This is a genomic window from Paenibacillus sp. JT22N1 (genome assembly GCF_059692155.1).
Window position 1 is genome coordinate 159,470 of the sequence record NZ_JCAUAW010000001.1, and the last position, 18,705, is coordinate 178,174.

At 45.4% G+C, this 18,705-nt stretch carries 16 protein-coding genes; 10 read left to right on the plus strand and 6 right to left on the minus strand.

The features are described 5' to 3' along the window. Window positions 1-10 precede the first annotated feature (10 nt). The 3 genes from mdh (at window position 11) to AC58UU_RS00725 (ending at window position 3,401) form a co-directional block, all read left to right on the plus strand. Window positions 11-952, plus strand: coding sequence for a malate dehydrogenase (gene mdh, locus AC58UU_RS00715; protein ID WP_171642903.1), 942 nt, complete (start codon window positions 11-13; stop codon window positions 950-952). A 180-nt stretch (window positions 953-1,132) separates the two neighbouring features. After that, window positions 1,133-2,725: a DNA-binding protein gene (locus AC58UU_RS00720; RefSeq protein WP_497312080.1), complete on the plus strand. Its 1,593-nt coding sequence runs from the start codon at window positions 1,133-1,135 to the stop codon at window positions 2,723-2,725. Between the two features lie 241 nt (window positions 2,726-2,966). Continuing rightward, complete coding sequence (locus AC58UU_RS00725; protein ID WP_497312082.1) at window positions 2,967-3,401, plus strand: hypothetical protein; 435 nt, start codon at window positions 2,967-2,969, stop codon at window positions 3,399-3,401. A 52-nt stretch (window positions 3,402-3,453) separates the two neighbouring features. On the opposite strand, the gene yfbR is transcribed toward AC58UU_RS00725, so the two are convergent. Continuing rightward, on the minus strand, window positions 3,454-4,044 hold the full coding sequence (gene yfbR, locus AC58UU_RS00730; RefSeq protein ID WP_497312084.1) for a 5'-deoxynucleotidase: 591 nt from the start codon (window positions 4,042-4,044) through the stop codon (window positions 3,454-3,456). 49 nt (window positions 4,045-4,093) lie between these two features. Next, on the minus strand, window positions 4,094-5,230 hold the full coding sequence (locus tag AC58UU_RS00735) for a polysaccharide deacetylase family protein (RefSeq protein WP_497312086.1): 1,137 nt from the start codon (window positions 5,228-5,230) through the stop codon (window positions 4,094-4,096). Between the two features lie 116 nt (window positions 5,231-5,346). Between AC58UU_RS00735 and AC58UU_RS00740 the strand changes: the two genes are divergently transcribed. The 3 genes from AC58UU_RS00740 (at window position 5,347) to AC58UU_RS00750 (ending at window position 9,653) form a co-directional block, all read left to right on the plus strand. Beyond that, window positions 5,347-6,897 (plus strand): fumarate hydratase, encoded by a 1,551-nt coding sequence (locus AC58UU_RS00740; RefSeq protein WP_497312088.1) that lies wholly within the window; start codon window positions 5,347-5,349, stop codon window positions 6,895-6,897. A gap of 146 nt (window positions 6,898-7,043) precedes the next feature. Then, entirely contained in the window at window positions 7,044-8,840 is a 1,797-nt protein-coding gene (pnpS, locus tag AC58UU_RS00745) for a two-component system histidine kinase PnpS (RefSeq protein ID WP_497312090.1), read from the plus strand. Window positions 8,841-8,936: 96 nt separating this feature from the next. Further along, window positions 8,937-9,653, plus strand: a complete 717-nt coding sequence (locus AC58UU_RS00750) for a response regulator transcription factor (RefSeq protein ID WP_497312092.1) — start codon at window positions 8,937-8,939, stop codon at window positions 9,651-9,653. Between the two features lie 34 nt (window positions 9,654-9,687). Here the strand turns inward: AC58UU_RS00750 and AC58UU_RS00755 are convergent, their stop codons facing one another. Beyond that, a complete protein-coding gene (locus AC58UU_RS00755; RefSeq protein ID WP_497312094.1) occupies window positions 9,688-10,788 on the minus strand; it encodes a MerR family transcriptional regulator in 1,101 nt (366 codons plus the stop codon). 190 nt (window positions 10,789-10,978) lie between these two features. On the opposite strand from AC58UU_RS00755, the gene AC58UU_RS00760 reads away from it, so the two are divergent. Next, the gene (locus tag AC58UU_RS00760; protein ID WP_171642895.1) at window positions 10,979-12,061 is read left to right on the plus strand and encodes a Gfo/Idh/MocA family protein; all 1,083 of its coding nucleotides are present in this window, start codon (window positions 10,979-10,981) and stop codon (window positions 12,059-12,061) included. A 185-nt stretch (window positions 12,062-12,246) separates the two neighbouring features. On the opposite strand, the gene AC58UU_RS00765 is transcribed toward AC58UU_RS00760, so the two are convergent. Beyond that, window positions 12,247-13,119: a helix-turn-helix domain-containing protein gene (locus AC58UU_RS00765; protein ID WP_497312096.1), complete on the minus strand. Its 873-nt coding sequence runs from the start codon at window positions 13,117-13,119 to the stop codon at window positions 12,247-12,249. 167 nt (window positions 13,120-13,286) lie between these two features. On the opposite strand from AC58UU_RS00765, the gene AC58UU_RS00770 reads away from it, so the two are divergent. Next, window positions 13,287-14,135 (plus strand): phytanoyl-CoA dioxygenase family protein, encoded by an 849-nt coding sequence (locus AC58UU_RS00770; protein ID WP_497312098.1) that lies wholly within the window; start codon window positions 13,287-13,289, stop codon window positions 14,133-14,135. A gap of 440 nt (window positions 14,136-14,575) precedes the next feature. Here AC58UU_RS00770 and AC58UU_RS00775 read toward each other — a convergent pair whose 3' ends face one another. Both AC58UU_RS00775 and AC58UU_RS00780 read right to left on the minus strand, forming a co-directional pair. Further along, complete coding sequence (locus AC58UU_RS00775; RefSeq protein WP_497312100.1) at window positions 14,576-14,872, minus strand: YjcN family protein; 297 nt, start codon at window positions 14,870-14,872, stop codon at window positions 14,576-14,578. 32 nt (window positions 14,873-14,904) lie between these two features. Then, window positions 14,905-15,747 (minus strand): helix-turn-helix domain-containing protein, encoded by an 843-nt coding sequence (locus tag AC58UU_RS00780; protein WP_497312102.1) that lies wholly within the window; start codon window positions 15,745-15,747, stop codon window positions 14,905-14,907. A 167-nt stretch (window positions 15,748-15,914) separates the two neighbouring features. On the opposite strand from AC58UU_RS00780, the gene AC58UU_RS00785 reads away from it, so the two are divergent. Further along, window positions 15,915-16,688: a phytanoyl-CoA dioxygenase family protein gene (locus tag AC58UU_RS00785; protein ID WP_497312103.1), complete on the plus strand. Its 774-nt coding sequence runs from the start codon at window positions 15,915-15,917 to the stop codon at window positions 16,686-16,688. Window positions 16,689-17,073: 385 nt separating this feature from the next. Next, window positions 17,074-18,648 carry a phytoene desaturase family protein gene (locus tag AC58UU_RS00790; protein WP_497312105.1) on the plus strand — a complete coding sequence of 525 codons (1,575 nt, stop codon included), beginning with the start codon at window positions 17,074-17,076 and terminating at the stop codon, window positions 18,646-18,648. Window positions 18,649-18,705: the final 57 nt, after the last annotated feature.

The window sequence follows — 18,705 nt, forward strand, 5'->3', positions numbered from 1 at the left end:
TACATCTCAAATGGCAATTCGTCGTAATAAAATTACTGTTGTCGGCGCAGGTTTCACGGGAGCAACAACTGCTCTTATGTTAGCTCAAAAAGAACTTGGTGACGTTGTTCTGCTCGACATCCCACAACTGGAAAACCCTACAAAAGGGAAAGCGCTCGACATGCTCGAAGCAGGTCCGGTTCAAGGATACGATAGCCAGATTACAGGTACTTCCAACTATGCGGATGCTGCTGGTTCCGATATCGTCATCATCACAGCCGGGATCGCTCGTAAACCGGGTATGAGCCGCGACGATTTGGTAAACACGAATGCAGGAATCGTGAAATCCGTTTGTGAGAACGTGAGAGAAGTAGCTCCTGATTCCATCGTTATCATCTTGAGTAACCCTGTTGACGCGATGACATACGTAGCATTCCAAGCACTTGGCTTCCCGAAAAACCGCGTAATAGGTCAATCCGGCGTACTCGATACAGCTCGTTACCTGACTTTCATCTCCCAAGAGTTGAATGTATCCGTTGAGGATGTTAAAGGTGTTGTTATCGGTGGACACGGCGATGACATGGTTCCACTCGTTCGTTACACATACGCTGGCGGCGTGCCAATCGAGAAGCTGATCCCAGCTGACCGTATTGAAGCGATCGTTCAACGTACACGTACTGGCGGCGGCGAAATCGTTAACCTACTTGGTAACGGTAGTGCATACTACGCACCAGCGGCTTCCCTTGTGCAAATGACAGAAGCAATCCTTAAAGATAAAAAACGTATCATCCCAACTATCGCTCTTCTTGAAGGCGAATATGGCTACGACAACCTGTTCATGGGCGTTCTAACTGTACTTGGTGCTAACGGTATCGAGAAAATTCTTGACATCGAGCTTACTGACGAAGAGAAAACAGCTTTGGACAAAACAGCAAACTCTGTGCGCAACGTAATCAAAGTTGTAACAGGTTAATACACTCTTAGATGAAGGATCAACTACTTATGCGAATAGGTGGTTGGTTCTTTTTTTGTTCATTTTATTGTGGCGATGCACAATCTTTTGTTAATTTTGTAAATTGATTTCCAACTACTATTCCCAGTTAATGGTCTATGCTACGATAGGCTTAGGCCAGCATAATTGGCTAAAAAATCCATGGGATGGTGGGATTTGATGTTGAAGAAAAGCTTGCTAGGAACAAGAAACTGGAGAAGACTCTGTTTAACCGCAGCATTATCCGTATCATTGTTAGGCATTGTTCCACAAGCTTTTGCAGAAGGTCCGAATGACCCTGCGCCTTCCATAACGCCGACAACGGCGAATGGCAAAAAGGTGCTGTTCGATAACACACATGGTCAAACAGCTGGCGCAGCGGACTGGGTTATTGACGGTGGTTTTTCTGACTTCGCTAACGCTTTAGGCAATGCTGGTTATTATGTAAAAGAACTGCGTAAAAGTACGGCGATCACGCTCTCTGATTTATCAGCGTACGATGTGTTCGTGATTGGCGAGGCTAACATTCCATACAAGACATCTGAGCAAAGCGCCATGCTGCAGTATGTGCAAGGCGGCGGCAGCATCTTCTTCATTGGCGATCATTACAATGCAGATCGTAACAAAAATCGCTGGGACGCTTCGGAAGTGTTCAATGGCTTTCGCCGCGGCGCGTGGACCAATCCAGCTGCTGGTATGAGTACAGCAGAGGCAGCTTCGGCAGCGATGCAGGGTGTTGCAAGCTCTGATTGGTTGGCGGCCAATTTCGGAGTGAAGTTCCGTTATAACGCATTAGGTGATATTACAGCGAATAATATCGTGAGCCCATCTCAGGCTTTTAACATTACGAGTGGTGTCTCCACGGTCGCTATGCATGCAGGCTCGACTTTAGCGGTTACAGACCCGAACAAAGCCAAAGGTATTGTTTACCTGCCAGCGACGACGACCAAATGGGCTAGTGCTGTTGATCAAGGGGTATACAACGGCGGAGGTGTAGCAGAAGGTCCTTATGTTGCTGTTTCCAAAGTGAGTGCAGGCAAAGCCGGATTCATTGGCGATTCCTCACCAGTTGAAGATGCGACGCCAAAATACAAGAGGGAAGAGACAGGCGGTACGAAAACTACGTATGCGGGATTCCAAGAGCAGAATGACGCTTCTCTTTTAGTAAATATGGTGAACTGGTTGGCAACCAAAGAAAGTTATACAAGTTTAACGCAAGTGCCAGGCCTTACATTGGATTCAGCAACTACACTCTACTCATGGGAGGAGCCGGCTAATACAACAGAGCCGCAGGCCGAGCCTTGGGCAGCACCTGCAGCTGGTTATAAGTGGTGGGATCCTTCAACATTTAAAGCAGGATCTTACGGATATAGTACCGCTACGAATACAACAGATCCGTTTGCTTTTGTCCATCAAGCGCAATTGCCTAATCAGGCCGTTTTTCAAGTGAAGGTTATTCTAAATGGCCTAGCTGCAAATTCAACAACAACCGGCTATAATATTGGCATTTATAATGGTTCAGGTACCCAGGTCGCTAAGGTTCAAAATAGTAATGGCACATGGCCTACCAGCTATGGTTACAGCACGAGCTTCTCATTAACAGCTGATGCAAGCGGGCATGCGGAGAAGATTGTGAGTATTCAAATTAATCCTAGCATCTCCGGCTCTGCTAATATGCGATTGAGACAGAACACGACAAACAAATTTACAGAGGCTGTTACGATCGCTAACGTTCCAGCTGAGCCACTGCCTTAAAACGTTAAGTTGACAGGCAATCTGCTTGATTCAATAGGAAGTGAAATAACCCTGCGGACTCATAATCAAGATGAGTTCGTTGGGTTATTTTTCTTACATGTCGTCGATTACATAGAATTAGTCACAGTTATGTGTAGATATAGTGAAATAGCTGTATTCATGGGATCGCTTTCTTGTCGAGACTGTTCCAGTTCGGTTATAATTAGGAAAACCATTACATAAAATTGCGGAGGTTGTCCAAATGTATCCAGTTATGATTTTTTTACATGTCGTTAGTGCTTTATTGCTTGGTGCGTACGTCATGTTCCCATTCTTAGTGGGACAAGCTGCAACTTTGTCTGGAGCTGCCCAAGAAAGCTTTGTCGGTGTGATAGCTAAGATCAATCGCATCGGTCAATTCTCATTGATTGTAACCTTCCTTACAGGTGGCGCAATGGTTAGTCAAGTAGATCCGATGCCGTCCGTCCTATGGATGATCTCATCCGTAGTTCTTCTTCTGATTGTAGGAGCAATCACCGGTATGATCGGTGGTAGAATCAAAAAGCTGATTGCGAATAGCAAAGCAGGTAAAAGCACAGCTTCTGATGCTGCCAAAATTAAAACATTCAGCTGGATCGCAGCCATCGCTGTTATCGTGGCTGTACTGATTATGACGAATCCGCAGCTGCTTTCGTAAGTTTTGGAAATTAAAAGAGCATGCTCATCATTGATGATGGCATGCTCTTTTTTTACGTCGATTCATCCAATGTAATTTCATCTAATGTTTTCTCAAATGATGCACTCATATGCTCGAGGAAATAATCGACTTCAGGTATGTTCATTTTCTGTAAGCTTTCCAGAATTTGCTGCTTCGCGACAACGAATTCACGGTTACCAGTGGAGAGCTCGGTTAAGCATTTGATATACGCTTCGAGCAAGTCGGCGGCTTTCACCCAGCGGTAGAGCTCAGGGTCAGGATCTTGAATTAAATTGCGGTAGATGCCGCTGATTTCTGGTGGAATAGTTTGAATAAGCCGTTCGACAGCGACATCTTCGATCTCTCGGAAGTTCCGCAGTATTTGCTCATTGTTATGCTTCACAGGCTGGGGGATATCCCCCGTAAGTACTTCGGATGAGTCGTGGAACAATGCGATGGATACCACGCGATCAGTTGGCACGTTACGTCCATATACTTCATTGGCAATGGTGCATAACATATGCGCAATTGTTGAGACATAGAAAGAGTGCTCAGCTACGTTTTCTCTGCGCATGTTCCACATGAGACTCCAGCGATCAATATATTTAAGTCGATATAAGTAAGCGAAAAAGTGATGATTCATCGAGTTAACTCCTCATTGTTCTAATCTTTCTAAAGTAAAATAAAACGGCTTATTTGACGCTCGGTGGCACCCTCACTGCCACCTTCCCGGTGGCCGGGGTGTAGACGAGCGGCTGCCCGATCAGCGCGCTAAGATCATCAAGCGCGATCGTGATCAGCCCGTGCTCGCGCAGCACGGGCTGCCGCAGCGTGACGCGCGCGTTCCCGCGCGTCGCTGCCTTCGCATTCACCTGCAGGGTGAATGCCTCTTGCCCGAGGCGGAGGCGAAGCTCTCCGCCTTCCACATCAGCGCTGCCGCCGAGCTGTGCTGCGGCAGCGGCCGCATCCACGCGCAGCGGGGCGCTGCCCGGCTGCGCCAAGACCCGGCGCTGGATCGAGCGGTGCAGCAGCTCCGGCGTGATGCCGGGGCTGCCCGCGTTGATCCGCGGGATCAACAGGTGATCGGCGCTTCGCGTCGCCATCTCCGGCGAAATCGTGAAGGCGTAGCGGATGCCCGCCTTCGCAACTTGCTCTGTCGCCGCCGGGGACGTGATGCCGAATGGGTACGCCAACGTGTCAAGCGGCTTATCCGTTAAGCCTGCGAGCTTGCCGATGCAAGCTTGCGTATCTTTGTAAACACGCTGCTTATAAACATCATCGTTCTCTGCATCCAATCTTCCTACCAGCGCTGCTTCACCATTTGGAAGCTTGTGATGAAGATTGTTGGTATGGCAGCCAATATCGATGAAGTTCGTGGCATGCGTCATCTCACTGATTTGTTCCTTCGACATGGAAGGGATGTAGGACCCCAGCGGATTTGTTAAGTCATTCGTAATAACGAAGTTTACAGCGGGAATTCGCAAGCTTTTCAAAATCGGATAGGCTGCTGTGTAAAAGCTTTGATAGCCATCATCGAACGTTACCAGAACAGCATTGGATGGAACGGTAGCGCCCTCCATGTACTGTTTGAACTCTTCTAAGGAAATAAAATGATAGCCTTTGCTAAGTAGCGATTGAAGCTGATTTTGAAAAAGCGAGCTTGTAATTGTGCTAGAGCTGGTGTCCTTTTCATGCACATGATGATACATAAGGACGGCCACTTGGTCCTGGTAGTAAATATCCCCGGAGCGCTTAGCTTGCAGCGGCGTAAGCAAAAGGGTGAGCCCAATCAGGCTAACTAGAATCGAAATTGCGATTCTTTTGTACATGTCAGTGAATCTCCTTGTTTTCCTCACAAGAACCGTCGAACTCTTCATGTGAGGTATGTTATAATAGTTTGTAATTATTATTATGTGTGTATTTGAGAGAGGAGCCAGACCTAGTCATGCAGCATTTTTATCAAAGCGTCTACGATTTGATTGTCGAAACTTCCACAAACCTTCCCGGTGATGTACGCCGTGCGGTACAAGCCGCTCAGGAAAATGAGGACAAAGGCACGCGTTCTGCGTTATCTCTATCTCGCATTGCGGATAACATCCATATGGCGGAATGCAATGTATCCCCAATTTGTCAGGATACGGGTATGCCAACGTTTATTATACACTGTCCAGTTGGGGCAAACCAAATTATCATGAAGAAGCAAATCTTAGAAGCGGTTGCTAATGCAACCAAAGCTAGTAAGCTGCGCACGAACTCCGTAGACTCCCTTACAGGTGCAAACAGCGGAGATAATCTTGGGCCTGGTACGCCGGTTGTTCATTTCGAGCAATGGGAACGTGACGATATCGAAGTGAAGTTGATTCTAAAAGGCGGCGGCTGTGAGAACAAAAATATTCAATACAGTTTGCCTGCTGATCTTGAAGGTGTAGGTAAAGCAGGACGTGATCTTGACGGCATTCGCAAATGTGTGATGCATGCGGTTTACCAAGCGCAAGGTCAAGGATGCAGCGCGGGTTTCATCGGCGTAGGTATTGGAGGCGACCGTACAAGCGGGTACGAGCTGGCGAAGCACCAATTATTCCGTCATGTTGACGATGTGAATCCACATCCGGAGCTGCGTAAGGTTGAGGAGTACGTCATGGAGCATGCCAATACGCTTGGTATTGGAACAATGGGCTTCGGCGGTCAAGTAACATTACTTGGCTGTAAAGTTGGCGTAATGAACCGATTGCCAGCAAGCTTCTTCGTTTCCGTTGCTTACAACTGTTGGGCGTTCCGCCGTCAAGGCGTCGTCTTGAATGCGGAAACTGGCGAAATCAATGGATGGTCCTATCCAAGAGGGACAGAGGTTTCTTTCCAAGAGGCTTTCGAAGCGAGTGCAGAAGAAGCTAAGAATACGCCAAAAGAAGAGCGCCGTGAGGTTGTATTGACAACGCCAATATCGGAAGAGCAAATCCGCAGCCTCAAAGTCGGTGATGTCGTAGTCATCAATGGTACGATGCACACAGGACGCGATGCGCTGCATAAATATTTGATGGATCATGATGCTCCGGTAGATCTGAATGGGGCTGCGATTTATCATTGCGGACCTGTAATGAGTAAGGATGAAGCTGGCGAATGGCACGTTAAAGCGGCTGGACCGACGACAAGCATTCGCGAGGAGCCTTACCAAGGTGATATTATCAAGAAATTCGGTATTCGCGCCGTCATCGGTAAAGGCGGAATGGGACCGAAAACGTTAGCAGCTTTGAAAGAACACGGCGGCGTCTATTTGAACGCTATCGGTGGTGCTGCGCAATACTACGCACAGTGCTTTAAGAAGGTTGAAGGCGTTGACTACATGGAATTCGGAATTCCAGAAGCGATGTGGCATTTAGAAACAGAAGGATTTGCTGCTATCGTAACGATGGATTCACACGGTAACAGCCTGCATGCTGACGTAGAGAAGAATTCACTTGAGAAGCTGGCAGCACTGAAAGAGCCTGTTTTCAAATAATTTTCTAAGCATTGAACTTATCCTTCATCTTTACAAAAAAAATACTGGATTAGGCACGGAAGAAAGGGTTACTATGTAGAGTAGCCCTTTTCTTTTTGTTTTTACACATGAAATGGACAGACTGAACCATCGGAGGCTAGTATCAGATGACCAAATTCCGTGCCAAACTAACTTTTATTTTGATTTTATTGATTGGTTGTTCGATGTTGATTGCGGGCATTTTCATGGCAAAGGTACTTGAAAATTCTCACATAAAGTCTTTGCAAGATAATATGGAACGCGAGCTGCAACTCATTACGGCAACTGTTGATTGGAACAGAAAAGGTACCGATGCGGAGTTGATTTCTTACTATACGGAACAAGCCAAACACCTTAAAGAAGCAACGAATGAGAGAGTGACGTATGTTCGAGCGGATGGCAAAGTATTAGGTGACTCTGATCAAAGACCCGAACAAATGGACAATCACTTGAATCGACCGGAGATTGCTTCGGCAGCAGCGAATGGAGTCGGCTACGTTACGCGTTACAGCGATACATTGAAGGAAAATATGCTGTATGCTGCTATTCCAGTGAAGAATGAGGCGAGGGAGACAACAGGGTTTTTACGTATGTCTATGAGCTTGGAACAGGTAGGGAATTCGATCCGCAGCTTATGGTATTTCCTGATTTCTGGGTTGATCATTTTGTTCCTGATCGCAGGAATCGTTAGTTATCGGATTGCGAAAGGGATTACTCACCCGATTGAGAAGATGACGAAAGTAGCCCAGCAAATTACGAATATGAACTACCAATCACGCGTTCCGGCTTACAGTAATGATGAGGTTGGACAACTGGGTCAGGCGATTAATCGCATGTCCGAAAGTTTGCAGCAGCAAATGGCACGGATTCAGGAAAATGAACGCAGGCTTCAAGGCGTTATGGAAAATATGATGAGCGGAATCATGATGATTGACCGTGAAGAGCGGATTATGCTTTTAAATCCTGCTGCGGAATACATTTTAGGTTTCTCCTCACAGGAGCTTCTGGGGAAGAAATATAATGAAGCCAAGCAGCAATATGAGTTTACAAAGTTGATTCAAGAATGTATTGAGACACAAGATTCAATTCGCGATGAGATGGTTTTCTATTATCCGGCAGAGCGAATTCTCGATATTCATTTGAGTCCAATTGCCCATGAAGATGAGGAATGGTCGGGTGTTCTTATCGTTATTCACGATATTACAGCTGTTCGCAGACTTGAGCGGATGCGCAGTGAATTCGTCGCGAATGTATCGCATGAATTAAAGACACCAATTGCCGCTGTTAAAGGCTTCGCCGAAACACTGCTGGCTGGTGCGCTTAATGATAAGGAAACGGCAGTATCGTTCTTACAAATCATTTTTGATGAGAGTGAGCGGTTGAATCGATTGATTGGGGATATACTGGAGTTATCCAAAATTGAATCGAAGCGGATTCCGATGAATTTTTCGCCGATCTACTTGCCTGAATTTCTTGAGAGATCGTTAAGTGTGTTACGAAAAGAAGCGGAGAAGAAGCACATTGAACTAAGTATGCTGGTCGATGACGATATTTATATCGAGGCGGATGAAGATCGGTTACGGCAAATTATCATCAATCTGCTTTCCAATGGTATTGCTTACACGCATGATGGCGGTAAGGTAAAAGTGCGCGTAGAACCACTAGATAAGAATGCTGATGGGGATTATGAACGGCTGCGGTTAATTGTTTCGGATACGGGTATGGGCATACCTAAGAAGGATTTACCTCGAATTTTCGAGAGATTCTATCGTGTAGACAAAGCGCGCTCCAGAAGCTCAGGCGGAACGGGATTAGGATTATCGATTGTGAAGCATTTAGTTGAGCTGCATAAAGGAACGATTCGGGTCGATAGTGAGGTAGGGGTCGGTACGAGGTTCACGATTGAATTGCCTGTCATACACTAATTTACACAGTGATGATGAAACATTTACATTGTTTTTACAATCATGTGGTAAAATGAGGTTGTGCAATGTAAATATACTGTAAACGCGGGGGATCCCATGGCACAAAAAATACTAGTTATTGAAGACGAGCCAACTCTAGCTCGATTGCTATCGTACAACTTATCTCAGGACGGGTATGATACGAAGGTTGTCGATCATGGTGGTGATGGGCTTCAAGAGGCGTTGCAGCAGACTTACGACTTAATTATTCTGGATATTATGCTGCCTGGACTGAATGGATTCGAGGTATTGGCGAAGCTAAGGCAGAAAGGAAACAGCACACCTGTTATTATTTTAACGGCACGTAATGCCGAGGATGAAGTGGTGCAAGGTCTTAAGCACGGTGCTGATGATTATATAACGAAACCCTTTGGGGTGGCGGAATTGCTTGCCCGTGTCTCTGCCGTTCTGCGAAGAACACAATCGGAGGACGTGGCAGCGGACAAACTTAAGAGCAATGAGAAAGTGATTCAGGCGGGTGAATTGTTCATTTATCCGGAGAAATATGAAGTCGTTCTGAACGGGGATTCCATTCCTTTAAGACCGAAGGAGTTTGAGGTCCTGCTTTATCTCGTGCAGCGCCCGGGCGTCGTCGTAACAAGAGATGATCTTATGAATATCGTTTGGGGATTCGACTATATTGGTGGTCAGAGAACCGTAGATGTTCATGTGAGCTCGCTTCGTAAGAAGCTGGAAATGAATCAACAGTCTGTTCAAATCGATTCCATCCGTGGCGTTGGCTACAAGCTGGTAGCAAGTATAGTCAAAAAATAATGAGCCTTGGGTGCTGGTTAACAGCGGCCCAGGCTCATTTTTGTGCGTAAATAACGTAAATGCTGTTCCCTAATGGCTCCGATTTAACTTGGTTTGTATGAGAAAGTAACCACTCAGTTATATGGGTATGCGTCATGTAGAGATCTACCTGCTCATGCATCATAGGCAGCTTGGTTGCCTTAGACGAGATGAGGTTGGCTAGAAATACATCTGCCTCATTTCGGTCTTGCATCATATAATCGGCTAAACATACGATTCCGCCCGGCTTCAATACCCGCAGCATTTCACCCCAGGCGAGCTCCCTTTGCGCTTCTGTTAGATGATGAAGGGCAAACGAACTGACAACATAATCAAACGTTCCATCCATGAACGGAATGGCCAGTACATTGCCGAGCTTGAGTTCGATGTCAGCATATTTGGCTGCGCAAAGCTTGAGCATTTGCTTGGATTGGTCGATGGCGGACATGGTTAGGCCGATTTGCTGCAGCTTGTCGGCTAAATTGCCGGTGCCTGTTCCTACATCAAGCCCCTTAAGGCCATGAGCAGGGGAGATAAGCTGGGCGATTTTGTCTAAAGCTGCTTCGTAGCTTGTATATACGGGAGGGCTGCTCATATCGATGTCATTCAGCGGGCCCTCTTCTGTGATATCTACAAATGAAGAAGCAGGCTGCAGCAGCTCATCAAACTGTTGGGCCTTTCGATCGAAATCCCAATGGTCGCGCCAGCTTCCCCTTAGATCACGCAGCTCCTTGCTTTGCTGGGCTAGCTCGTAAAGAAGTTCGGTCGGCAGTATACTGCTACCTTGAGCAGCTTGGATCATCTGATCCATTGTTCCGATGATTTGTTTCATTTCTGTCCACTGTTCAAACAGCATTGAACGCTGCATCTGCAGGGCGCTTAGCACTTCCTCTTGTTGATTTAAATCGGTTTGGGCTAAGGTTTGACGAATATCTTCAAGTGTCATTCCGACTTCCCGTAAAGAGATAATGGTTTGTAGTCTCCACGCATCTTGTTCCGTATAGGTTCGATAGCCATTCTCTTTCTGCTTCGCAGGCTTTAACAGTCCTTTCTGCTCATAGAAGCGAATAGCTCTGGCCGTAATGCCAAGTTTGCGGGAAATTTCGTTAATAAGCATGTATGATCCTCCATCATGGCACAATTGCATACAATTTTCGCCAGATCAGAAATTTTATTTTTGTAGGTTTTTGTTATACTCTTATATAGTACTAGCTATGAGCAATTGTGAGAAGCCTAACGGTTATACATATCTAAGGCTTATATGACGAAAGAAGTTTTACTAAAGTAAAACACTAAGGAGGATCATCATGTCAAAAACGTATCGTATAGCAATTATTGGTTGTGGAGGTATTGCCAATGGCAAGCACATGCCAAGTTTGAACAAATTAAAGAATGTAGAAATGGTTGCATTCTGTGACATCATTTCTGAAAAAGCGCAGGAAGCTGCTGCTAAGTATGGCAAAGAAGACGCTCGTGTATATGAAGATTACCGCGAGGTCCTGAAAGACAGTTCCATTGACATCGTTCATGTCTGTACGCCAAATGATTCACATGCAGAAATCACGATTGCTGCATTAGAAGCAGGCAAGCATGTCATGTCAGAGAAGCCGATGGCCAAAACAGCTGCAGATGCACGCCGTATGGTAGAAGCAGCTAAGCGTACAGGTAAGAAGCTGACAGTTGGTTACAACAATCGCTTCCGTGGCGATAGCCAACATTTGCACCAGTTGTGCTCGGAAGGCGAGCTAGGTGAGATTTATTTCGCTAAGGCTCATGCGATTCGTCGCCGCGCGGTACCTACTTGGGGTGTTTTCCTTGATGAGGAGAAGCAAGGTGGAGGCCCGCTGATCGATATCGGTACGCATGCACTGGATTTAACGATGTGGATGATGAACAACTATGAGCCGAAGGTCGTTCTGGGTACTTCTTATCATAAATTATCCCAACGAGAAAATGCAGCTAATGCTTGGGGACCTTGGGATCCTTCCAAGTTCACCGTTGAGGATTCCGCATTTGGTATGATTACAATGAAAAATGGTGCTACGATTATTCTTGAATCGAGCTGGGCGCTGAATACACTTGAAGTGGATGAAGCGAAATGTACACTTAGCGGAACAGAGGGCGGCGCTGATATGAAAGGCGGTCTTCGCATTAATGGTGAGAAGCACAGCCGTTTATACACGACCGAAGTTGAATTGAATGCTGGCGGCGTAGCCTTCTACGATGGTGAAACAGAAAGTGCACCGGATTTAGAAATGCGCCTATGGATTCAAGCTATCGAGAATGATACAGATCCGGTTGTAACCCCTGAGCAAGCATGTGTCGTATCCGAAATCTTAGAAGCTATTTATGAATCAGCAAAAACAGGGAAAGCTGTTTATTTCGACTAGTTTCGACTATTTCCTGGGAAATGAAGGAACCCCTTCTTCGATATGGATATCGGAGGAAGGGTTTTTTTGTGCTTCCACATAGGAAAGTTTAAGTTTTCTGTTCCAGAAAACGGCTTTCCTATTGGCGATAAAAACTACATCTAAATGCGGTCACTCATCTTTGAATGGCTTTGATAGAGGTTTTCTCATATAATGCTCTTACTAGTTTTACGATATTCACCAGGTGTAGAGCCCGTTCTTTTCTTGAACATTTTGGAGAAATGGTGTAAATCAGCAAAACCGCAGTAGAGCGCTATAGATTCGAGACTAAGATCTGTGTTTGTTAGAAGTTCCTTGGCGTGATTAACCCGCATGTTGATTAAATACTGGTGAGGCGAGATACCGTATCGCTGCTTGAACATGAAACTGAATCTGGAAACGGATAGGCTGGCTCGATTCGCCATGTCCTCTAATGAAATAGGTTCGCTTAGATGATTGGAAAAGTATGAAGTAATCCAGTTGAACGAATGTACAGGTGTTTGTGTAGCCTGATAGTAAGTCTCTAGTAGAGAAATGATAATTTCCGTAACGAGATGTTGGGTTTTTAGCTGTATGAGCGGGTCCTGTTGCTGGGCATACTCAATAACTTGAAATAGCGTTTCTTTCAATTTAGATGGGTTGGAAGGATGAACATGCACCGGCATTTGAATCCCGTATAGATCATTGATTGTTGGCTGCATCAGGTTCATATAAGCCGATAAATCAATCTGCCCTGGTCGGGTGGGGAAGCTGTGTTCACGTTCGGAATTATAACATAAATCAAAATGAATATAGGGCGTAACTGTGTTAGTCAGCCCTTCGAGTGTTAGTAAGCTTCCCGGTTGTACGAGACAGAATTGACCCGCTTGAAACATATATTTCTTATGATCTACCCAAAAACAGCAAGTGCCCTCTTGAATATAAACGAGTAGATAATCAAGCAACCTACGCTCCGGATATGACCACGGCTTACGAACAGCAAACTCACTTTGCCTAACAAACGGAACAATTGAATGTTGTTTCAATAATTCGGTGCTCATGCTTGAACCCTTTCTCTTAAAAAATTCTTTCTTATGTCTTATTGTAGTACTTCATTGTACATATAATCCAGTTGTTTTTGACAATAATAAAACCTTGTTTGACAAAGATTTTGCACCATTTGCCTCCTATAATAAAGCTATAATTATACCAAAGAGGTGAGCAGTGGATGAGCATTTCGGAAACAAGTCATAGCAATGATTTACCCTCTATGGAAGACAACTATGAATTGTCTGCGCAGCAGAAAGAAAGCTATCAGAAAAAAGGACATATTGCTCTTAGACAGGTGGCAAGCAAGTCAGAAATTGCTTCCTATGAGCCTATTATTAGTCACTTGGTGAAAGAGTTGAATAATCATGACAAGCCGCTCGAGCAGCGAGATACGTATGGGAAGGCTTTTATTCAGATCTCAAATCTGTGGGAGAAAAGTGAAGCGATCCGGCGATTCGTACTAGCTAAGCGGTTTGCCAAAATCGCGGCTGATTTAATGGGGGTGGATGGGGTGCGAATTTATCATGATCAAGCCCTGTTTAAAGAACCTCACGGAGGTCATACACCGTGGCATCAAGATCAAATCTATTGGCCGCTCGATACAGATAAGACGATCACCATGTGGATGCCGTTAGTTCCCATTTCCCAAGAGGTGGGATCTATGACCTTTGCATCGGAGTCTCATCTTATTGGCTACATTAATAAAATGGTCATTTCCGATGAATCCCACCGAACGCTTGCTGGTTACATTGAAGGCAAAGGGTTCGAAACGATGTCTCACGGCGCTATGGAGGCAGGCGATGCAACGTTCCACTCCGGGTGGACACTGCACAGCGCGCCTGGAAACCCTACGGACACTATGCGTAAGGTGATGACGGTGATTTATTATGCAGACGGAATAAGAGTGGCCGAGCCGGATAGTAAAGCGCGTGAGAGTGATTTGAAATCGTGGTTTCCTGGTCTTCAACCAGGTGATTTGGCGGCGACTGCGTTAAATCCATTGGTTTACAGCCGTGAAGCAAATTAAACAAAGCTCGCTTCTCTCATATTTTGGCCTGCTGTTGAAAATGAGGGAGCGAATAATATTTACATTAAAATGGATTTGGATTTTTCGTTATGGGTACTGGCAAAGCGAAATAAAAAGAGGCTGACTCAAAAGGTTAAAAACCTAGTGAGCAGCCTCTTTTTTTTCGATACGGGGCGAAATCTAACAGGATTTCCTCCAGTTCATTTGGCGTTAATTGCTCTAAACGATCATCTAACTGGAAAACCTCCCTCTAATTTTTGGGGGAATCGCTATTCAGCGAGAAAACATCAGAAATAACGGGAGATTTTCCATGTAAACTAACTTTTTTTAAAAAAATACCCAAATTAACGGTAGGTTTTCCATGAAGTGCAACAGTGACAACAAGAGGTAACCTAAAGATGAACGCCTTATGGGACAGCCCCTTCAAATTCCTAAAGTATTTATGGTGCATTTCCTGTTGATTTAATAAACCAACCGAACCAATTAGAGTACAGATAAAATATATGTGGAAATTTGTTATTAAAGTTACCCTCAGTTTCCTTAATGTAATATCTTTGACCATATACTTGATCGATAAAATCATCCTTAACAATTTCATATTCAAAAGTAGCATTTTTTAGTTTATGATCAATGACTTTTTCTGGAGAAGAATGATTTAAATATGTCACAAAAATTACAATGGCAGCAAGTAATACAAATGCGGAAGTAAGAGTAATTTTAGCCCTCATAAACGTCATTTATGTTATACCCCCCAAACGTGATTAAATGCTTACAAACGATTCTTTTCCTGCTGTCGGAATTTACCTGGTGGCAGCTTCTTCTCTTCCATAAATGTTCGAGAAAAATAATGGACAGAAGAAAAGCCTGTGACTTCTGCAATTTCTTTAATTGAAAGCTCGCTTGTCAGAAGCAAGTGGGCCGCTTGACGTATGCGTTCACTTCGAATGAAGTCGGTGAAAGTCTCGTGTATGCCCTCAGAGAACAAGCGTGATAGATGACGTTCTGAGACGTTGAGATAACCAGCGACATGCCCAAGTTGAAGCGGCTGGGATAAGTTATCACGGATATAAAGCTTGGCGCGCTGCAGCAGAATATGTGTATTTTTGCGGTGAAAGTAAGGTTTAGTTCTATCTTTTCCGAATAATGAAAGAAAGGATACTAGAAGTGCGTAGGCAAGCGAGGGAATCGCAGCAGGCGGTAAGCTCCCCTTTCCTTCTCGAATCAAGAGTGACTTCCACAAGTGGGCAGTTGGGTGATGATCTGCTTCCTGAATGCAAGCCTCGGCATGCTCAGCTAGATCGTTGAAGGCTTCACGCATAGCAGCATCGCTTTGTGTTTCATCTAATTCGAATGCGACATAAGCAATAAATAAGCCTTCTTTCGTTTGGATTTGATGATTAATTCCCGGTCTCGAACAGAAGTGTGTACCTGCTCTAAGTGGATAGACAACACCTTTTTCCGTATACTCACCCTCACCATCCATGATATAGCAAACCTCAAAGAAAGAATGCTTATGGGGCTGATTGTCAAAGAGGCAAGGGTTAACTCCCCAATATTGAATTTTGAAGCAAGCGGCGGGTCCATGAATGACGTTCAGGACTTCATTAAGCATAGAATCGGTTTCTTTACATAGATACATTGGTTTCATCCCTTACTTATAAAATGTCCTTATTCTGCAAAAAGGTGTCCTTTGGAGAAAAAGACAGAATCCATTCGTTTTCCTATAATTATAAATAAGAAAGCGAATAAATATCAACCGGATAAATGGAGGAATGGCCTGTGATCGAACAAAAAGATGTAGATTTTTATAAAGAAAATGGGTATTTACTCGTTAAGGGAGTTTTCAATCAACAGGAAGTTGAAGAAATGAGACAAGGCGTAGAGGGGATCATTAGCCGTGCTGCACAATCAAAGAATGATCATAATTCAGCATGGCAAGGCGATTTTCTTCCAGCAGAGGAGCTGAAAAAGCTTGTCTTAAAAGGTTTTCATGATGTGCATTATCACGATGCCGCGTTTATGCGAGCGGTGATTCATCCGAATATGGCTGCTGTACTTACGCAGATTATTGGTCCTAACGTGCAACTGCATCATTCCAAAATGCTTGTTAAACCGCCAGAGAATGGCGCAGCTTTCCCGATGCACCAAGATTACCCTTATTTTCCGCACGAAAAGCACACCATGTTAGCTGCAAGTGTGCATCTGGATCATGCAGATGAGGAGAACGGCTGCCTGCGTGTCATTCCAGGTTCACATCGCACCGGCTCCTTGCCACATGTTGGCTCTTATTATTTGAATCATAAGGAATATCCGATTAAAGAGGGGACGCCTTGCGTGGCTGAAGCGGGTGATGTTCTGTTCTTCAATTACTTGACGATTCACGGTTCAGAGTCGAATAAGAGCTCTAGAACAAGAAGGAATGTATTGTTCCAATACCGCGAAGCCAGTGATTTTCCGACCGAAAATACGCATTTTGACTGGGGCATGGGTCTGATGGTTAGCGGGAAGAATCCGAATTTCACGAAGGTGAAACCGGATTATAAAATCATCTAATAGAAGGAAGCAGGAGGCGCCCTAGGGTGGCCTCTTTTTTATTACTTCTGTTTGGAATCTGCTTTCGGTTCAAAGTTCATACAGGGCCTTCCAGAAGATGAAAGTACACTAAGACTGGGCATTGTCTGTGTTTTGAAGCCGTATGCTTTGCAGCCTCTAGGGAAATTGGCATCCCACGTAATGTAGAAATGTTGGCATTTCATGCAGTTGATACGTTGTGATTCCGTCATATCTGTCCCTCTTAATTTAAGATAAATCTATTATAACCTATTAAAATGACGAATTTAAATAGGATTGGAACTGTCGACAAGAAGAGGCAAACCTTTCACAGCCATTAGGTTAGTATTAATCCATGATGGAAGTCACTGTGAGGAGGGAATGGGAGTTGAAAACGTTTGATGTCATCTTAATTGGGAGTGGCCACAATGCTTTGATTACGGCTGCCTATTTAACACGCGCTGGGAGGAGCGTACTCGTTCTGGAGAAAAATGATCGTCCAGGCGGTTTCCTGCGTACGGAGGAACTTACTTTACCGGGGTTCAAGCATGATGTCTATGCAGCCGCACATCCTCTTCTATTGACTGGCCCGGCTTATGCCGATCTTGGGGAAGCTCTTGAAGCTCGCGGATTGCGCTACTTAAACACGGACCTGCCAACGGGAGTCTCCATGGAGGACGGCCAAACGGCTGTATTCTCACGATCGTTCGAGGCGTTAATTGCAGAGGCCGAACGACTTGCTCCTGGCGATGGAGCTGCTTTAGCGGCCATGTTCGAGGCATTCAATCCTTATGCAGCGGATGTTTTTGCTTTATTTAATTTGGATCTATCACGCTCCAAAGCCTCAGCTATCATCGAGAAGCTTTTACATAATAAGGGAAGTAAAGGATACTCCGAATTTGCGGCATCGATCTTCTCAACCGCACGTAATACCGTAAGTTCCTTTCAATCTCCTGTACTCCGAGCTATGTTGGCGCCATGGCTATCTCATCTTGGGCGTACGCCTGATGAAGTTGGCAGCGGGATTTGGGTGCCTCTCACAGCAATGGCATTAATGGGAGGGGGAATGCCAATTCCCGAAGGTGGAAGCGAAAAGCTTGCCCAAGCACTTGCCCAGCTTATTCAGGACCAAGGCGGTGTCATCCTCACGGAACAGGAAGCGGAGCGAATTGTAGTGAAAAACGGACGTGCAATTGGTGTGCGGACTTCGAAGGGGGAGGAGTATCGGGCGAAGCAAGCAGTCGTTGCGTCAACAAGTCCAGATCGGCTCTATCTCTCACTTTTGGCTGATGCTGAAATTAGTCCCCCGCTGATCGAGCAAGCGAAGCGGTTCCGCTATGGTAGGGGCTGTGTACAGATCCATCTCGCTCTGAGTGAACCGCCGCAATGGCCAGATGCTCGCTTTGCCAAGGTCGGTCAGCCGCATTTAACGGATGGACTCGATGGATTCACACAGGCCATTGCACAAGGAATGGCGGATTTGCTTCCAGCCAAGCCAACTTTCACTGTGGATTGTTCCACGAATCTGGATCCGTCTCGTGCGCCTGAAGGTAAGGCTATCATGCGTATTCAGGTGCTCGAGGTACCTTGTCGTCCTCGCGGCGATGCCGCTGGTCTTATCGATGTCGGTGATGGCAGATGGACACCGGAGCTTACAGAGCGTTTCACTGAGCGAATACTTACAATTGTAGGCAAGCATATCCCTAATATCCCGAGTGCCATTATTGGCCATGCCGTTGTCACGCCAGACACAATTGCCAGATTCAATCCTAATTCCGGTCCAGGTGATCCATATGGCGGGGCACATGATTTGGCGCAAAGCTATCTGTTTCGGCCACTACCGGGGCAGCCAAGCCATCAAACAGAAATTCCAAACTTGTATATGCTCGGTGCGGCAACCTGGCCAGGGCACGGGATCAATGGAGGATCGGGTTATATAGTCGCCAAAAAGCTGTTGAAATAAAGATAAATGGCGGAGTCTCCTGTGGGTATTCCGCTCTTCTGATTTCTGCGGAACGAT